Raw genomic sequence first — 16,299 nt, forward strand, 5'->3', positions numbered from 1 at the left:
TTCGTTACGTTGAAAGTTTAATGTCCATCACAAAACCCATCTTGCCAGCAAAATAGTCCATATCTTTGGCGTATCCAGCCTGACAAATTCCTCCGCCAGTCACGTACTTTCGTCCTATGTCTTTCTCTGTGTGGCAGGAATAAAAATGACTTCAATCAGTAACGACTCTGCATTAACGCCGCGGGCGCAACGTGACACCCGGCGGATGAACTGGTTTGTTTCTATCGCCGCGGCGGTGGCGGGGTTGCTCTTTGGCCTGGATATCGGCGTGATATCCGGGGCGCTGCCCTTTATTACCGACCACTTTACCTTATCCAGCCAGCTTCAGGAGTGGGTGGTCAGCAGCATGATGCTGGGGGCGGCGATAGGCGCGCTGTTTAACGGCTGGCTGTCGTTCCGCCTTGGCCGCAAATACAGCCTGATGGCGGGAGCTGTGCTCTTTGTCGCCGGCTCTATCGGCTCCGCTTTTGCCGCCAGCGTCGAAGTGCTGCTGGTGGCCCGCGTGGTGTTGGGGGTGGCCGTCGGGATCGCCTCTTATACCGCGCCGCTGTACCTCTCCGAAATGGCCAGCGAGAACGTGCGCGGAAAAATGATCAGTATGTATCAGCTGATGGTGACCCTCGGCATTGTGCTGGCGTTTCTTTCCGATACCGCCTTTAGCTACAGCGGTAACTGGCGCGCCATGCTGGGCGTGCTGGCGCTGCCGGCGGTGATCCTGATCGTTCTGGTCGTCTTTCTGCCGAACAGCCCGCGCTGGCTGGCGGAGAAAGGGCGCCATATCGAAGCGGAAGAGGTGCTGCGGATGCTGCGCGATACTTCGGAGAAGGCGCGCGATGAGCTTAACGAGATCCGCGAAAGCCTGAAGCTGAAGCAGGGCGGCTGGGCGTTGTTCAAGGTCAATCGTAACGTGCGCCGGGCGGTGTTCCTTGGCATGCTGCTGCAGGCGATGCAGCAGTTCACCGGCATGAACATCATCATGTACTACGCCCCGCGTATTTTCAAAATGGCGGGCTTTACCACTACCGAACAACAGATGATCGCCACCCTGGTGGTGGGCCTGACCTTTATGTTTGCCACCTTTATCGCGGTGTTCACGGTGGATAAAGCGGGCCGCAAGCCGGCGCTGAAAATCGGCTTCAGCGTGATGGCGCTGGGCACCCTGGTGCTCGGCTACTGCCTGATGCAGTTCGACAATGGCACCGCCTCCAGCGGCCTTTCCTGGCTTTCCGTCGGCATGACCATGATGTGTATTGCCGGGTATGCGATGAGCGCGGCGCCGGTGGTGTGGATCCTCTGCTCTGAGATCCAGCCGCTGAAATGCCGCGACTTCGGCATCACCTGCTCCACCACCACCAACTGGGTGTCGAACATGATCATCGGCGCCACCTTCCTGACGCTGCTTGACGCGATCGGCGCCGCCGGGACCTTCTGGCTCTACACGGTGCTCAACGTGGCCTTTATCGGCGTCACCTTCTGGCTGATCCCGGAGACCAAAAATGTCAGCCTTGAACACATTGAGCGCAACCTGATGGCGGGCGAGAAGCTGCGCAATATCGGTAACCGTTAATGTGAGGCGCGCGGCAACCACGGGCTGGCGACCTTGCGCGTCTCCCGATGGTTGTCGCCGTGAATGATATGCAGGGCGCTCAGGCGCCCGATGTCGTAGTGCGGCAGCTGCACCGTGGAGAGCGGCGGCAAAAACAGATCGCCAATGCCTACCATATTGTCGTATCCCACCACCGCCACGTCCTGTGGAATGCGTAACCCCTGGCCCAGCAGCGTCTGATAGACCATAAAGGCGATGCGATCGTTACCGCAGATCACCGAGTCGAAGCCGGGTTTACCCTCGCGGATATGCGCCAGCACCACCGCGGGAATATCGTGGTAATGCTCATCGCCCTGGGCCATATATGAGTGGGTCAGGCTTTCCGGTTCGATGCCCGCCTCCCGGCAGGCGCGCTCCAGCCCCTGGCGGCGGCGGATTGTCGCCAGCTGGCTGGCGGGTAAGTGCAGGCACAGCGGACGACGATAGCCGGCGGCAAGCAGGGCTTTTACCGCGTCGTACTGGCCCTGTTCATCGTCCGGGATATAGCTGGCCACCGGTTGGCTGAGGCTTTCGCAGTTAGCCAGCACGCAGGGCAGGGTCAGCAGTTTGTCCGGCAGCGGCACCTGACGCAGGCCCATGGTGGTAAAAATGATGCCGTCCGGACGGTGGGAGAGGAGCAGGTCGACCACTGCTTCCGGCCGATCGTCAGAAAACATATTGACCACAAAGCTGTTCCAGCCGTGGGCGCGGGCCGTTTCTTCGATCGACAGGGTGATTTCCACCGAAAAGGGCGTGGTGACGGTATCCAGCGCCAGCACGCCGATGGTGCTGGGGGTGGCCCGCGCCCCGCGGATCTTTTTCGCCGAGAGGTCGGGGACGTAGTTGGTTTCGGCGATGGCGGCCTGCACGCGGGCCAGCGTCTCCGGCTTGAGCCGCTCCGGGGTGTTCAGCGCCCGTGAGACGGTCATCAGAGATACATTCGCCAGTTTTGCTACATCTTTCAGGGATGCCATTTTTTCCTCCGCCATTGCTGCAGAGTACAGGCTATACAACTAAGTCGCTGATGTAAAAGCGTGAAACGATTTTCTGCTAACGCCGTCGTGAGCGATGTTGCGGTTGATTTTTGATCGCGATCGCATCTTCATTATGTTAACGTTAACTTTTGTGATTAACATCATATATCGCAGCGAATCCCTCTGCGCTTTGTTTTTTGTTAACGTTACCATAATTGCATTCCTCTAACACGAGAATGTCATGATGAAAGCGCATCACTCACACAGCTACCCGTTGCTCAGTGCCTTACTGTTTTTCTTTTTCGTGACCTGGTCGTCATCCGGCTCCTTGCTTTCCATCTGGCTGCACCAGGAGGTGGGGCTGAAGGCCGGCGATACCGGTATCATCTACGCCGTGCTGTCGGTTTCCGCGCTGTTTGCGCAAGTTTGCTATGGCTTTATCCAGGATAAGCTGGGGCTGCGCAAACATCTGCTCTGGTATATCACCGCGCTGCTGATCCTCTCCGGTCCGGCGTATCTGCTGTTCGGCCATCTGCTGAAAATTAACGTCCTGCTGGGCAGCATCTTCGGCGGGATCTACATCGGCTTGACCTTTAACGGCGGCATTGGCGTGCTGGAATCCTATACCGAGCGCGTGGCGCGCCAGAGCCAGTTTGAATTCGGCAGGGCGCGGATGTGGGGCTCGCTGGGCTGGGCGGTGGCCACCTTCTTCGCCGGTCTGCTGTTTAACATCAACCCGCAGCTTAACTTCCTCGTCGCCAGCTGCTCCGGACTGGTGTTTTTTATTCTGCTGGCCCGGCTGCGCGTCTCCTCGGCACCGCATGCGATGCAGGAGGCGGTTTCAGGCGGCAAGGTGACCCTGGAAGATGCGCTGCGCCTGCTGACGCTGCCGCGCTTCTGGGCGCTGGTCTTCTTCGTCATCGGCACCTGCATCTACGGCGTCTATGACCAGCAGTTCCCGGTCTATTTCTCATCGCAGTTCGCGACCCTGCAGGAAGGCAATGAGATGTATGGCTACCTTAACTCCTTCCAGGTGTTCCTCGAGGCGGCCGGCATGTTCTGCGCGCCGTGGCTGGTGAACCGCATCGGGGCCAAAAACGGTCTGATTTTCGCCGGCATGGTGATGGCGATGCGCATGGTGGCCTCCGGCCTGGTGGAAGGGCCGCTGCTGATCTCCATCACCAAACTGCTGCACGCGGTGGAGCTGCCGATACTGCTGGTGGCTATCTTTAAGTACAACAGTATCAACTTCGATAAACGCCTCTCCTCCACCCTCTATCTGGTGGGCTTCGCCTGCACCAGCTCGATTATCGCCAGCGTATTGTCGCCGCTGGCGGGCTACAGCTATGAAAAATATGGCTTCGCCCAGTCCTATCTGATCATGGGCCTGCTGGTGTTCTGCACCACCTTTATTTCCATCTTCTTGTTGCGCTCCGGCAAATCCTCCGCCGATCCGCTGATGTCGCAACCTACCGCTATCTGAATCAAAAAGAGTGAAAACGATGACTTACACAATCTCCAGGGCTGAACAGGTACTCCAGACACAACGCCAGGCGCTCAATCTGCGCTGGTATCCGCACTATCACCTGGCGGCCCGCGCCGGGTGGATCAACGACCCAAACGGTCTGGTGTGGTTCGACGGCTGGTACCATGCTTTTTATCAACATCACCCGTACTCCACCCAGTGGGGGCCGATGCACTGGGGGCATGCGCGGAGCAAGGATCTGGTGCACTGGGAGCATCTGCCGGTGGCCCTGGCGCCGGAGGGGCCGGAGGATAAAGACGGCTGCTTCTCCGGCTCGGCGGTGGTCGATGGCGATACCCTGGCGCTGATTTACACCGGGCATAAATTCCACGGCGACCCTGGCGACGAAGCCAATCTGTATCAGGTACAGTGCCTGGCCACCAGCCGGGACGGGATCCACTTCGAGCGCCAGGGGATGGTGGTCGACACTCCGCCGGGCATGCACCATTTCCGCGACCCGAAGGTCTGGCGGGAGGGAGACAGCTGGTACATGATCGTCGGCGCGCGCGAAGGCGACACCGGTCAGGTACGGCTGTACCGTTCAGCCGATCTGCGCCAGTGGCAGGACGCGGGGGTGCTGGATGAAGCGGAAAGCACCATGGGTTATATGTGGGAGTGCCCGGACTTCTTCACCCTCAACGGCAAACGCGTCCTGATGTTTTCCCCGCAGGGGATGCAGGCCGAGGGGTTCCGCAACCGCAACCTGTTCCAGAGCGGCTATCTGATCGGCGAGTGGCAGCCGGGGCAGCGATTCGTCCGCCACGGCGAGTTCACGGAGATGGATCACGGCCACGATTTCTATGCGCCGCAAAGCTTCGCCACCCCCGATGGCCGGCGGATCGTGATTGGCTGGCTGGATATGTGGGAATCGCCGCTGCCGGAGCAGCAGGACGGCTGGGCGGGCATGCTCTCCCTGCCGCGCGAGCTGAGCCTGAGCGCGGATAACCGCCTGCAGATGCGCCCGGCGAAAGAAGTGGAGAGCCTGCGCGGCGCCTGGTTCCCGTGGCCGGTAAGCACCCTGAACAATCAGCAGACCACGATGGTCGACAACTGCGAGGCGATGGAGGTCAACCTGCGCTGGAACTGCGCCAGCAGCAGCGCCGAGCAGTATGGTCTGCGCTTTGGCGATGGCCTGCGCCTCTACGTGGATGCCCAACAGCAGCGTCTGGTGCTGGAGCGGCATTATCCGCAGTATGGCCTGTGCGGGACGCGCAGCGTACCGTTGACCGCCGGGGCGGATCTCAATCTGCGGATATTTTTCGATAGCTCTTCGGTGGAGGTTTTTGTCAATGACGGCGAGGCCTGCCTGAGCAGCCGTATCTATCCGCAGGCTCCCCGCCGTGAATTAGCGTTATTTGCCTGGAGCGGTTCGGCGGCATTAACCGAAGCCGGAGCCTGGCAGCTCGAATAATAAAAAGGCTGTTGTCGTTAATAACCCGTCTTTGACGATGGGCGGGTTATTATTGCCTGTATCGTCGTGCATTACCCATTAATAAAAAATTCAGTTCATTCCATAATAAAAGGGTTTACCGATGAATAAAATCTGGGTCGGGTGTTTTCTCACGTCTCTGTATCTGCCACAGGCGATGGCGCAGGCGCCGTTATCGCTGGAAGAGCGGCTGGCGCAAATGGAGCAGCGGCTGAAGGCGACGGAGGCGCGCGCCGCCAGCGCAGAGGCGGAGATTAAGACGCTGAAAGGCCAGCAGCAGGCCACGACGGTCGCCGGCGCGGCGCCGGCTACGCCGCGCCTGCAGCTGAACGACAATGGCGAATTAAAATTTTATGGCGACGTCGAATTTAATCTTGATGGCGCCAGCCGCACCGGTAGCCTGACGTCGGTCAAAACCAGCGCGAATAAAAGTTGGGCGCCCGGCGAGAAAGAACGCTGGGATATTAATGGCCGTATTCTGCTGGGTTTTGATGGCAGACGTAATGGCGACGACGGGAAATATGCCGGATTCAGCGTGCAGCCGCTGGCGGATATGGATGGCAAAATGAATCTCGACGATGCGGTATTTTTCTTTGGTCAGCAGGATGACTGGAAAATAAAAATAGGCCGCTTTGAAGCCTGGGATATGTTCCCCCTGAATCAGGATACCTTTATTGAATATTCAGGAAATACCGCCAACGACCTTTATTCCGACGGCTATGGCTATATTTACATGATGAAAGAGGGGCGCGGCCGCAGCAGCAGCGGCGGCAACCTCCTGTTCAGCAAAACCGTAGATAACTGGTATTTCGAGGTCAATACCCTGGTGGAGGACGGCAGTTCGCTGTTTGTCGATCAGAACTATCACGGTAATGCGCTGGAAAACCGCAAAAACGTGGTGTACGTGCGGCCGGTGGCGGTGTGGCAGTCCGGCGCCTGGTCGGCGGCGGCAGCGATTGAGAGCAACCTCGTCAACAACGCCTACGGCTATCAGAATCAGAGCGGGCGCTGGGTCGACCAGTCAAACCGCACCGGCTACGGGATGACCATGAGCTGGAACACCCTGAAAAGCGATCCGCACGATGGGGCGGTGGTCAATCTGAGTACTGCCCTGCTGGACGCGGCGGATGAAACCGACTTCAGCGCCGGAATCAATGCCCTGTGGCATCGCGTGGAGCTGGGCTATATCTACGCGCATAACAAAATCGATCAGTTCAACATGGCCGGGGTGAATGGCGAGTGCGATGGCGACTGCGCAATCCTCGCGCCGGGGCGCTATGACATCCATACCGTGCATACATCCTGGCAGTTGCCGAATATTATGGCGATGCCGAACTTCAATATTTACCTTGGCGCCTACGCCTCGTGGCTCGATTCCACGGCGGCGAAGAGCGGGAATCCCGACGAACGCTATGGTGCCCGGGTGCGCTTTAAATATTTCTTCTGACAAGATGCTCAGGCAGGCTCTCCCGCGGCGGACGCCGCGGGAGAGTTCAGGCAGGTTAACGCATCGCGCGGCGCAGAATGCGGTCGGTCTGGCGCTGGAAGTCCTCGGCCGCTTCTTCCACCGACTTTTTACCGTAGTCGATGTACTGCAGGGTGGTGCCGAACTGGGCGACGATCTGTGGGTCGTCGAAGTACGGCGAGACCGGCAGGGTGGTGGGCAGGGATTGCGCCAGCTTCAGGCCGGACACCGCCGGATCGTCGGCTTTGATGATCCCGTCCTCGGTCAGGTAGGTGACCGCCGCTTTGCTCAGCGGCACGCCACGCTCCAGACCCAGAATATCCACCCCTTCTTTACTGTTCAGCAGGAAGTTAATCAATTTCGCCGCCGCCTGCGGGTTTTTCGTCGATTTGCCAATGGACAGCATCTGCGCAGGCTTGAAGAACAGTCCGGCATCGGTGGCGCCGGGGAGCATCGGGTATTCCCCCAGCACCAGCTTCGCCGGCGGCTTCAGATTGTCGGAATATTTATTGATGGTGGAGTTCCACATGTAGGTCCCGCCCCATTCACCCTGGATCCACGGCTTCATCTCGTACATGTTGCTCTTGCCGAACGAGGCATAGTAGCGGGTGTCCGGCATCACATGGCTGTCGATAAGCTTCTTATACATGCCGAAGAAGTCCGCCCACTGCGCTTTGCTGTAGGAGAATTTGCGGCCCTTCTCATCGATGGCCGGCTGGTTGTATTTTTGCACCATGTAAGAGTTGAGCAGGGCCAGCACGTCCTGGTGCTCAAGCACCACCGGGTAGTACTGTTTCCCGAGTTTGCTTTCGAAAGTTTTCCCCGCCGCCAGCAGTTCATCCCAGGTTTTCGGGAAAGGGATGCCCGCCTTTTTCCACGCTTCGTCGTTAAAGTAGAAAACGCGGGCGGTGACCGACACCGGGATGCCGTTGAGCTTGCCGTTGACCGTGGTGGACTGCAGCTCTTTGGCGTCAAACTGGCTGAGATCGATCTCGTCTTTCAGAGTATTGAGATCGTAAAAGCCATCGCCATTTTTCGAAAAGATCGGCAGCCAGTTCCAGTTGGTCTGCATCACGTCAGGCTCGGTGCCGCCGGCTATCTGGGTGGTCAGGCGCGAAAGATGGCCGTCCCAACCGGTATATTCCGCTTTGACATTGATATCAGGATATTGCTGGTGAAAAGCCTCCAGCGCCTTGAGGGTCACCTGATGGCGGCCATTGCCCCCCCACCAGGACATGCGCAGGTCGACATCCTGCGCCAGCGAGGAGAAGGCGCTAAGGCCCAGGGTGGCGGAGAGGGTGGCGCTTATCAGCACGTTTTTCATTGTTATGCTCCAGGGTTCACAGAGAGAGGTTCTGTTCGGTTTTGGCGTCAAAGATGTGACACTTGTTAAGATCAAAGGTGAAATAGACTTTTCGATTCAGTCCCTTAGCAATCATCGGCTTCGCATCGTCCGACGGCACGCGAGCGGTCAGCTCGTAGCCCGCGACCTGCAGATAGACAAAGAACTCATGACCCATGTTTTCCACCCGCACCATCTCGCCCATGCAGCCGCCTTCGGCGAACGGTGCGTCGGAGAGCGACACGAATTCCGGGCGGACCCCGTAGAACACCTCCTGATGCTGATAGGCGCCGACTTTCTCCGCCAGACGGTCGTTCAACGGCAGGCGCTGGTCGCCAAGGGTCAGGCACAGGCGGCCGTCGTGCTCAACCAGCTGGCTGGGGCGAATATTCATCTCCGGCGCGCCGATAAAGCCGGCGACAAACATATTTTTCGGCTGGTGGTAAAGGTTGTCCGGGGTATCGACCTGCATAATGTGGCCGAGCTTCATCACGCAGATGCGGTCGCCCATGGTCATCGCTTCCGTCTGATCGTGGGTAACGTAGACGGTGGTCGCCGGTTTACCGGATTTCTTCAACTGCTTATGCAGATCGGAAATGCGAATGCGCATCGAGGCGCGCAGCTTGGCGTCCAGGTTGGAGAGCGGCTCGTCGAACAGGAAGACGTCCGGTTTTTTGACGATCGCCCGGCCCACCGCCACGCGCTGCGCCTGGCCGCCGGAGAGCTGGCGCGGCAGACGTTCCAGCAGCTCCTCCAGTTCGAGGATTTTCGCCGCTTCCTCCACCTGCCGATCAATCTGCGCCTTGGGCAGCTTGCTCAGCTTCAGGCCAAAGGCGAGGTTTTCGCGCACCGTCATATGCGGATAGAGGGCGTAGTTCTGGAACACCATCGCAATACCACGGGATTTAGGCGCCAGGTTGTTGACGATCTTGTCGCCGATCCGCACCTCGCCGCCGCTGATGGTCTCCAGACCCGCCAGCATGCGCAGGGTGGTCGATTTGGCGCAGCCGGAAGGGCCGACGATCACCATAAATTCGCCATCGGCAATCTTCAGGTCGATACCATGCACCGCTTTAAACCCGTTGGAGTAAACTTTTTCCAGTTTGTTGAAAATCACTTCAGCCATGATATTTCCCTCTTAACCTTTGATTCCGCTGCTGGTCACGCCCTGCACGAAGTAGCGTTGAGCCAGGAAGAAGACGATGATGGACGGCAGAATGGAGATGCTCGCCATTGCCAGAATTTCGTTCCACGGCGCGCCTTCCGTGACGTCGATAGACATTTTTAGCGCCAGCGCGATGGGATACTTATCGACGCTGTAGACGTAGATCAGCGGACCGATAAAGTCATTCATCGACCACATGAACTGGAACAGCGCCACCGAGATAATGGCCGGCTTGAGGATCGGCACCACCACATACCACAGCACCTGGATGGAGTTGCAGCCGTCGATCTGCGCCGCCTCTTCCATATCGCGCGGCACGCCGCGCAGAAACTGGATCAGCATAAAGACAAAGAATCCCTGGGTGGCGAAGGCCAGCGGCAGATACAGCGGCAGATAGCTGTTCAGCATCCCCATTTCACGGAACATCAGGTACTGCGGGATCAGCAGGACGGTGCTCGGCAGCAGCATGGTGGTGATGAGCGTCGCGAACCAGAACTTCTTCCACGGGATCTCAAAGCGCGCAAAGCCGTACGCCACGATGGTGGAGGAGATGATGGTTAACACCACCTTCGGGATCACATACTTAAAGGTGTTCAGCATATAGTGGCCGAAATGGTATTCGGTGCCGGTCTTCCAGCCGTTGATAAACCCGTCCCAGGTGGCGTGGGTCGGCCACAGCCCGAGGGTGGTGAAGATCTCATGGTTCGGCTTGAACGAGGCGGAGAACATCCACGCCAGCGGGTAGAGCATCAGCAGGCCGACGAATATCAGCACGACGTAGCGCACCACCCGGCTCACTTTTTCCCGGCGCAGCGTACGGGCGACCTCACGATCGGCGTCGCTCATCACCGGCGCCATCTGTTGAATATCAGCCATTTTTGCCTCCCTTATCGGCGGAGTAGAAGACCCAGTATTTAGATGACTTAAAGGCGATCGACGCAAAGACCGCCACGACGAGGAACAGCACCCACGCCAGCGCGGCGCCATAGCCCATGTCGAAGTACTTAAAGGCGGTATCGTAGATGTAGAGCGAGAACAGGTAGGTGTAATAGGTCGGGCCGCCGCCGGTTATCACGTACGGGCCGGTAAACTCCTGGAACGCCTGGGTAGTCTGCATAATAAAGTTGAAGAAAATCACCGGGGTGATCAGCGGCACGGTGACCTTCATAAACATCTGCCACTTCGAGGCGCCGTCGATCATTGCCGCCTCATACTGCGACTGCGGGACGTTCTGCAGGGCGGCGAGGAAGATGACCATCGCGGAGCCAAACTGCCAGACGCGCAGCAGGGTGACCGACATTAAAGCCAGCGAGGGTTCCCCCAGCCAGTTGACGGCATCGATGCCAAAGACGGCGAGAAAGCTGTTCAGCAGGCCGTCAATGGCGAACAGGGCGCGCCACAGCACGGCAATCGCCACCGAGCTGCCGAGGATCGACGGGATGTAGTAGGCGGTGCGGAAAAAGCCGATGCCGCGCAGTTTGAAATTGAGCACAAAGGCAATGCCGAGGGCGAAAGCCAGTTTTAAGGGGATGGTTAAAAAGACGTAGGCAAAGGTCACCCCCATCGATTTCCAGAACAGGCTATCCTCGGTCAACATATAGCGATAGTTTTCAATGCCGTTAAATACCGGCGGACTCATCAAGTCGTACTCAGTAAAACTGAGAAAGAAAGATGAAACAAAAGGAAAAGCAGTAAAGACAATCAGCCCGATGATATAGGGCGATATCCATGCCAATCCCAGCAGCTTGTTTTCATTCATACATACCTACCTGGCTTACGAGTTGTAATACGGATCGGGTGACGCGGCGCTGTCGGCCTTTTGCCGCGACCAACGCAAAAAGTCTGAACGTTTCCTCTGGTTAACATATCCTTGTTAATGAATGGCTTAAGTTTTATCTGGCCCAACATGGAGGGGCCGTCAGGCTCTTTTTTATGCTGATCTGTTTTTTATAAAACACCGTTTTAATTTCATTTTATTGCGATTTATTTCCGCGTCATGCAGATCTGGATGGAAATGTGATCAAAGTCGAAACGATGTTTCAAAAAGGTGAGGTGGTAAGCACTTTAAGAATCTGAGGGAGCTTGAAAACAAGGAACAATCAGTCTGAACTGAGCGGGAAATATTATTACCAGGATAATGATTGGGGCGGCATCTTTTTTAGCGCGTGCTGTGAAACCTGAATCGGGGGCGGCGATCGCCCCCGTTTTTCATCAGCGTGCGAGAAAATCTTCGCGGATCGGGGTAAAGGTGTCGAGCAGCGTGCCGGGCTGCAAACAGACGCAGCCGTGCATGATCCCCGGCTGCTTATACAGCGTATCGCCAGCGCTGACGACGCGCGTCTCCTCGCCGATAGTGAACTCGAACTCGCCCGAGAGCACATAGGTGAGCTGTTCGTGAGGATGGTTATGCATCGGGCCGACGGCGCCGGCGGCAAAATTCACCTCTACGGCCATCATTTTGCCGTCGTGCGCCAGAATGCGGCGGGTTACGCCATTGCCGAGGTCTTCAAGGGTGGTGTCTTTATGGAAAATAAACATCGGGCGATCCTGTTGTTAAAATGAAACGTTGTTTCACTTAACTTATCCCACTCTTCATGAAAAAGAAATACGCGGCCAGAGAAGTGGAAAGTTGATCACAAGTTTGTTTCACTGGCAGAAACGACATAAGGAGCAGAAGATGAAAACCATTGGCCTGTTAGGCGGCATGAGCTGGGAGTCAACGATCCCTTACTATCGCCTGATTAATGAAGGCGTGAAGGCGCGACTGGGCGGGCTGCACTCCGCCAGCCTGGTGCTGCACAGCGTCGATTTTCACGACATCGAAGCCTGTCAGTCCGCCGGCGACTGGGATCGCGCCGGGGCGATCCTTGCCGAAGCCGCGGTCGGGCTCCAGCAGGCGGGCGCCGAGGGCATTGTCCTGTGCACCAACACCATGCACAAGGTAGCGGATGCCATCGCCGCCCGCTGCCAGGTTCCCTTTCTGCATATCGCCGATGCCACCGGGCGGGCGATTGCCGCCAGAGGCCAGCGGCGGGTCGCGCTGCTGGGCACTCGCTATACCATGGAGCAGACCTTTTATCGCGGTCGTCTGCAGGAGCAGTTTGCCATCGAGACGCTGATCCCCGAGGCCGACGATCGGGCGCGGATCAATCAGATCATCTTCGACGAGCTCTGTCTCGGCACCTTCAGCGAGGCGTCGCGGGACTATTATCTGCAGACGATCGCCGCCCTGGCGGAGCAGGGAGCGGAAGGGGTTATTTTCGGCTGTACGGAGATAGGCCTGCTGGTGCCTGCCGAGCTCAGCCCGCTGCCGGTCTTTGACACCGCGGCGATCCATGCGGAAGACGCGGTCAACTTTATGCTCTCTGCAGGACCGACGCCAGCGGCGTGAGGATCTGCGGCAGACTCTGCTGCAGGTGCGTCACGAAGGCATCGACCAGCGCCGAGCGCGGGCGATGGAGCGGGCGGATCAGGCTGACGGTAAACGGCACCTCAACGCTGAAGCGGCGCACCACCACGCCGCTATCGGCATAGTCCAGGGCGGTCAGCGGGTTAACCACCGAGATCCCGGCGCCGGCGCGCACCATGGCGCAGATCGAGGCCGCGCTGTGGGTTTCGACCACCATCCGCCGCTTGACCTGATGCTCAAGGAACAGGGCGTCGAGCAGCTGGCGATAGCTGTCGGTGCGCGACAGGCTGATGTAGTTTTCGCCCTGAAAATCGGCGGGGGTCAGCGTCGTCTGCGCCGCCAGCGGATGGCCGGCGGGCAGCACGCAGACTTCATTCAGCGTCAGCAACGGAGTGCGTTCGGTGCCCGCCGGGGTATGCAAGGTCTCCGTCAGGCCAAGGTCATGGCGCTGGGCGGAGAGCCACTCCTCCAGCAGCGGCGACTCCTGAGGGACGATCTGCAGGCTGACCTCCGGGTAGCGGGCGAGAAACGGTGGCAACAGCAGCGGCAGAAAGGACTGGGAAAACACCGGCAGGCAGGCGATCGACAGCTCGCCCTGGCGAAACTCGCGCAGGCTCTCGGCGGCGCTGACGATGCGGTCCAGGCCGTACCAGGAACGCTGAACCTCCTCAAACAGGCGCAGGCCCTGCACGGTTGGCTGCAGGCGACCGCGGGTCCGCTCAAACAGCTGAAGGCCGAGCACCTTCTCAAAGCGCGCCAGCTCGCGGCTGACGGTGGGTTGCGAGGTATGCAGCATCCTCGCGGCTTCGGTCAGGTTGCCGGTGGTCATCACCGCGTGAAAGATTTCGATATGGCGCAAATTGACGGCTGGCATGCGGTCTCCCTGAGGCTCGGCTGTAACCATATCATTTTTGCATAGAGTCGCGATAAAACGATATTTTTTATTGGTCAGGCACTGTGGCGTAATCAGAAAAAACAGCGACCAACACACGCACTGCACCGGAGTTTTTATGCCACATTCGCTTTACGCCACTGATACCGATCTAACCGCGGACAACCTGCTGCGCCTGCCGGCGGAATTTGGCTGCCCGGTCTGGGTCTATGATGCGCAGATTATTCGCCGCCAGATTGCCCAGCTCAGCCAGTTTGACGTGGTGCGTTTTGCGCAAAAAGCCTGCTCTAACATCCATATTCTGCGTCTGATGCGTGAGCAGGGGGTGAAGGTGGACTCGGTGTCGCTGGGGGAGATCGAGCGTGCGCTGGCGGCAGGCTACGATCCGCAGCAGAATCCAGAGGATATTGTCTTCACCGCCGATCTGATCGACGACGCCACCCTCGATCGCGTCAAGGCGTTACAGATCCCGGTGAACGCCGGTTCGATCGACATGCTAAGCCAGCTGGGGGAGGTGTCGCCGGGCCATCGCGTCTGGCTGCGCGTCAACCCGGGCTTTGGCCACGGCCACAGCCAGAAAACCAATACCGGCGGTGAGAACAGCAAGCATGGCATCTGGTACAGCCACCTGCCGGCGGCGCTGGAAGTGATGCGTCGCTATCAGCTGCAGCTGGTGGGGATCCATATGCATATCGGCTCTGGCGTCGACTATGGTCACCTGGAGCAGGTGTGCGGCGCGATGGTGCGCCAGGTTGTCGACTTTGGTCAGGATCTGCAGGCCATCTCCGCCGGCGGCGGCCTGTCTATTCCTTACCGCGAGGGCGAAGAGGCCATCGACACCGCTCACTATTATGGCCTGTGGAACCGCGCCCGGGAGCAGATCGCCACCCATCTGGGTCACCCGGTGAAACTGGAGATTGAACCCGGACGCTTCCTGGTGGCCGAGTCCGGCGTGCTGGTGTCGCAGGTGCGCAGCGTGAAAGAGATGGGCAGCCGCCACTTCGTGCTGATTGACGCCGGCTTTAACGACCTGATGCGCCCGGCAATGTACGGCAGCTATCATCATATCACCGCTCTGGCGGCGGATGGCCGCGATCTCAGCGCCGCGCCGCAGGTGGAGACCGTGGTGGCCGGGCCGCTGTGCGAGTCCGGGGACGTCTTTACCCAGCAGGAAGGGGGGAAAGTCGAGACCCGTCTGCTGCCGGCGGTGGCCCCAGGGGATTATCTGGTGCTCCATGACACTGGCGCCTACGGGGCTTCGATGTCATCCAACTATAACAGCCGTCCGCTGCTGCCGGAGGTGCTGTTTGATGGCGGCAAGGCGCGGCTGATCCGCCGTCGCCAGACCATCCAGGAGCTGCTGGCCTTGGAGCTTATTTAAAAAAAGGTCCCGTCGTCACCGACTCACGCAACACCAGCGTGCCGGTGAACGGCGGGATCGTTTCGATCGGCTGCTGGTTAGCAAGCTTGATCGCCTGATCGATAGCCGTGGTGATCATGTTGTCGATCGGCAGATAGACCGTCGACAGCCCCGGCTCCAGCCATTTCGCGCTTGGCGCATCGTCGAAGCCAAACAGCGACACATCCTGCGGAATACGCAGCCCCGCCTGATGCAGCGCCTTTGAGGCCCCCAGCGCCATATCATCGTTACAGGAAAACAGCGCGCTGAAGCGGGCTTTCTCGTCCAGCAGTTCCCGGCACAGCTCGTAGCCGCGGGTCATCGTCGAGTCCCCGTATTTCACCCGGCTCGGATCCCACTCAATACCATGTTTTATCAGCGCGTTGCGATAGCCCTGCAGGCGCGCCTGGCCGGTGGGGGTGTGCATCGGGACGGTGATGCAGGCGATATCGCGGTGGCCCTGGGTAATCAGATACTCCACGGCCTGGAAGGCGGCTTCCTGCTGTTCGAAAAACACGCAGCGTTCGCGGGCCTGCGCCACATCACGGTTAATCACCACCAGCGGCATGGCGATCGAGTTAATCAGCGACATGATCGCCTTCTCGCTCATATGCCGGGTATAGAGGATGATCGCATCGCACTGCCGGTCGGCGAGCATCTGCACCGCTTCCTCTTCGCGCTCCGGCGTATCATGGCCGTCGGTGACGATAAGCTGTTTTCCCCAGGCTTCTGTCTGGCGTGACGCCTGCTGCAGCAGACGGCCAAAGTAGAAGCCGTCAAAGGTGGAGACAACCAGCCCGATACTGTTGCTGGTCTGATTGGCCAGCGAGCGGGCAAGGAAATTCGGCCGGTAGCCCAGCTCTTCCATCGCTTTAAAGACCTGTTGGCGGGTGCTCTCTTTCACCTGACCTGTGCCGTTCAACACGCGGGAAACCGTCGCTTTCGAGACGCCTGCGCGAATTGAGACATCCAGCATTGTAGCCATTTATCGATTCCTGATTTCACGTGGTAAGGCGCAGTTTATCACAGACCGAAAAGGGACATATCGACGGGGCGGGGCGGAAAAACCATCGCGATCACGCTTTTAGCAGGAACTGACCAACCGGCGGTATCT

15 protein-coding genes are annotated in these 16,299 nt (G+C 58.5%); 7 read left to right on the top strand and 8 right to left on the bottom strand.

Annotated elements, in window-relative coordinates:
• The first annotated feature begins 145 nt into the window (after positions 1-145).
• Positions 146-1,567, top strand: coding sequence for a sugar porter family MFS transporter (locus GT756_RS13680; protein ID WP_032456582.1), 1,422 nt, complete (start codon positions 146-148; stop codon positions 1,565-1,567).
• Here the strand turns inward: GT756_RS13680 and GT756_RS13685 are convergent.
• Positions 1,564-2,559, bottom strand: a complete 996-nt coding sequence (locus GT756_RS13685) for a LacI family DNA-binding transcriptional regulator (RefSeq protein ID WP_004205404.1) — start codon at positions 2,557-2,559, stop codon at positions 1,564-1,566. The two genes, GT756_RS13680 and GT756_RS13685, sit on opposite strands and share 4 nt — an antisense overlap.
• A 94-nt stretch (positions 2,560-2,653) precedes the next feature.
• Between GT756_RS13685 and GT756_RS25900 the strand changes: the two genes are divergently transcribed.
• The 4 genes from GT756_RS25900 to GT756_RS13700 all read left to right on the top strand — a co-directional run bounded on the left by GT756_RS25900 (position 2,654) and on the right by GT756_RS13700 (position 6,960).
• Positions 2,654-2,788, top strand: a complete 135-nt coding sequence (locus GT756_RS25900) for a hypothetical protein (protein ID WP_017899252.1) — start codon at positions 2,654-2,656, stop codon at positions 2,786-2,788.
• 12 nt (positions 2,789-2,800) lie between these two features.
• Entirely contained in the window at positions 2,801-4,042 is a 1,242-nt protein-coding gene (locus GT756_RS13690) for an MFS transporter (RefSeq protein ID WP_004205406.1), read from the top strand.
• Positions 4,043-4,061: 19 nt separating this feature from the next.
• The gene (locus tag GT756_RS13695; protein ID WP_032456581.1) at positions 4,062-5,495 is read left to right on the top strand and encodes a glycoside hydrolase family 32 protein; all 1,434 of its coding nucleotides are present in this window, start codon (positions 4,062-4,064) and stop codon (positions 5,493-5,495) included.
• Positions 5,496-5,616: 121 nt separating this feature from the next.
• Complete coding sequence (locus tag GT756_RS13700) at positions 5,617-6,960, top strand: carbohydrate porin (RefSeq protein ID WP_048295542.1); 1,344 nt, start codon at positions 5,617-5,619, stop codon at positions 6,958-6,960.
• A 55-nt stretch (positions 6,961-7,015) separates the two neighbouring features.
• On the opposite strand, the gene GT756_RS13705 is transcribed toward GT756_RS13700, so the two are convergent.
• From GT756_RS13705 to GT756_RS13725, 5 genes are all read right to left on the bottom strand, one after another.
• Entirely contained in the window at positions 7,016-8,302 is a 1,287-nt protein-coding gene (locus GT756_RS13705; protein ID WP_004205415.1) for an ABC transporter substrate-binding protein, read from the bottom strand.
• A 16-nt stretch (positions 8,303-8,318) separates the two neighbouring features.
• The gene (locus GT756_RS13710) at positions 8,319-9,446 is read right to left on the bottom strand and encodes an ABC transporter ATP-binding protein (RefSeq protein WP_017899248.1); all 1,128 of its coding nucleotides are present in this window, start codon (positions 9,444-9,446) and stop codon (positions 8,319-8,321) included.
• A 12-nt stretch (positions 9,447-9,458) separates the two neighbouring features.
• Positions 9,459-10,361, bottom strand: a complete 903-nt coding sequence (locus GT756_RS13715) for a carbohydrate ABC transporter permease (protein ID WP_004205418.1) — start codon at positions 10,359-10,361, stop codon at positions 9,459-9,461.
• Positions 10,354-11,244 carry a carbohydrate ABC transporter permease gene (locus tag GT756_RS13720; protein ID WP_004205419.1) on the bottom strand — a complete coding sequence of 297 codons (891 nt, stop codon included), beginning with the start codon at positions 11,242-11,244 and terminating at the stop codon, positions 10,354-10,356. Before GT756_RS13720 ends, GT756_RS13715 begins: the two co-directional genes overlap by 8 nt.
• A 452-nt stretch (positions 11,245-11,696) precedes the next feature.
• Entirely contained in the window at positions 11,697-12,023 is a 327-nt protein-coding gene (locus GT756_RS13725) for a cupin domain-containing protein (RefSeq protein WP_004205420.1), read from the bottom strand.
• 139 nt (positions 12,024-12,162) lie between these two features.
• Between GT756_RS13725 and GT756_RS13730 the strand changes: the two genes are divergently transcribed.
• Positions 12,163-12,876 (top strand): aspartate/glutamate racemase, encoded by a 714-nt coding sequence (locus GT756_RS13730; RefSeq protein ID WP_064183201.1) that lies wholly within the window; start codon positions 12,163-12,165, stop codon positions 12,874-12,876.
• Here GT756_RS13730 and GT756_RS13735 read toward each other — a convergent pair.
• Entirely contained in the window at positions 12,842-13,768 is a 927-nt protein-coding gene (locus tag GT756_RS13735) for a LysR family transcriptional regulator (RefSeq protein WP_004205422.1), read from the bottom strand. The two genes, GT756_RS13730 and GT756_RS13735, sit on opposite strands and share 35 nt — an antisense overlap.
• A 136-nt stretch (positions 13,769-13,904) precedes the next feature.
• Here GT756_RS13735 and lysA point away from each other — a divergent pair, with 136 nt between their 5' ends.
• Positions 13,905-15,167: a diaminopimelate decarboxylase gene (gene lysA / locus GT756_RS13740; protein ID WP_004205426.1), complete on the top strand. Its 1,263-nt coding sequence runs from the start codon at positions 13,905-13,907 to the stop codon at positions 15,165-15,167.
• Here lysA and GT756_RS13745 read toward each other — a convergent pair.
• Positions 15,160-16,161: a LacI family DNA-binding transcriptional regulator gene (locus GT756_RS13745; RefSeq protein ID WP_004229436.1), complete on the bottom strand. Its 1,002-nt coding sequence runs from the start codon at positions 16,159-16,161 to the stop codon at positions 15,160-15,162. The genes lysA and GT756_RS13745 overlap by 8 nt on opposite strands.
• Between the last annotated feature and the right edge of the window lie 138 nt (positions 16,162-16,299).

This window comes from Klebsiella sp. Q2, assembly GCF_009900705.1.
Lineage (GTDB): Bacteria > Pseudomonadota > Gammaproteobacteria > Enterobacterales > Enterobacteriaceae > Klebsiella > Klebsiella quasipneumoniae.

Excerpts from the sequence above, each read along its gene's own strand:
- GT756_RS13730 (WP_064183201.1), top strand. The coding sequence starts at position 12,163 with ATGAAAACCATTGGCCTGTTAGGCGGCATGAGCTGGGAGTCAACGATC.
- GT756_RS13700 (WP_048295542.1), top strand. The coding sequence starts at position 5,617 with ATGAATAAAATCTGGGTCGGGTGTTTTCTCACGTCTCTGTATCTGCCA.
- GT756_RS13720 (WP_004205419.1), bottom strand. The coding sequence starts at position 11,244 with ATGAATGAAAACAAGCTGCTGGGATTGGCATGGATATCGCCCTATATC.
- GT756_RS13715 (WP_004205418.1), bottom strand. The coding sequence starts at position 10,361 with ATGGCTGATATTCAACAGATGGCGCCGGTGATGAGCGACGCCGATCGT.
- GT756_RS13690 (WP_004205406.1), top strand. The coding sequence starts at position 2,801 with ATGATGAAAGCGCATCACTCACACAGCTACCCGTTGCTCAGTGCCTTA.
- GT756_RS13725 (WP_004205420.1), bottom strand. The coding sequence starts at position 12,023 with ATGTTTATTTTCCATAAAGACACCACCCTTGAAGACCTCGGCAATGGC.
- GT756_RS25900 (WP_017899252.1), top strand. The coding sequence starts at position 2,654 with ATGTTGCGGTTGATTTTTGATCGCGATCGCATCTTCATTATGTTAACG.
- GT756_RS13735 (WP_004205422.1), bottom strand. The coding sequence starts at position 13,768 with ATGCCAGCCGTCAATTTGCGCCATATCGAAATCTTTCACGCGGTGATG.
- GT756_RS13745 (WP_004229436.1), bottom strand. The coding sequence starts at position 16,161 with ATGCTGGATGTCTCAATTCGCGCAGGCGTCTCGAAAGCGACGGTTTCC.
- GT756_RS13710 (WP_017899248.1), bottom strand. The coding sequence starts at position 9,446 with ATGGCTGAAGTGATTTTCAACAAACTGGAAAAAGTTTACTCCAACGGG.
- GT756_RS13695 (WP_032456581.1), top strand. The coding sequence starts at position 4,062 with ATGACTTACACAATCTCCAGGGCTGAACAGGTACTCCAGACACAACGC.
- lysA (WP_004205426.1), top strand. The coding sequence starts at position 13,905 with ATGCCACATTCGCTTTACGCCACTGATACCGATCTAACCGCGGACAAC.
- GT756_RS13705 (WP_004205415.1), bottom strand. The coding sequence starts at position 8,302 with ATGAAAAACGTGCTGATAAGCGCCACCCTCTCCGCCACCCTGGGCCTT.
- GT756_RS13680 (WP_032456582.1), top strand. The coding sequence starts at position 146 with ATGACTTCAATCAGTAACGACTCTGCATTAACGCCGCGGGCGCAACGT.
- GT756_RS13685 (WP_004205404.1), bottom strand. The coding sequence starts at position 2,559 with ATGGCATCCCTGAAAGATGTAGCAAAACTGGCGAATGTATCTCTGATG.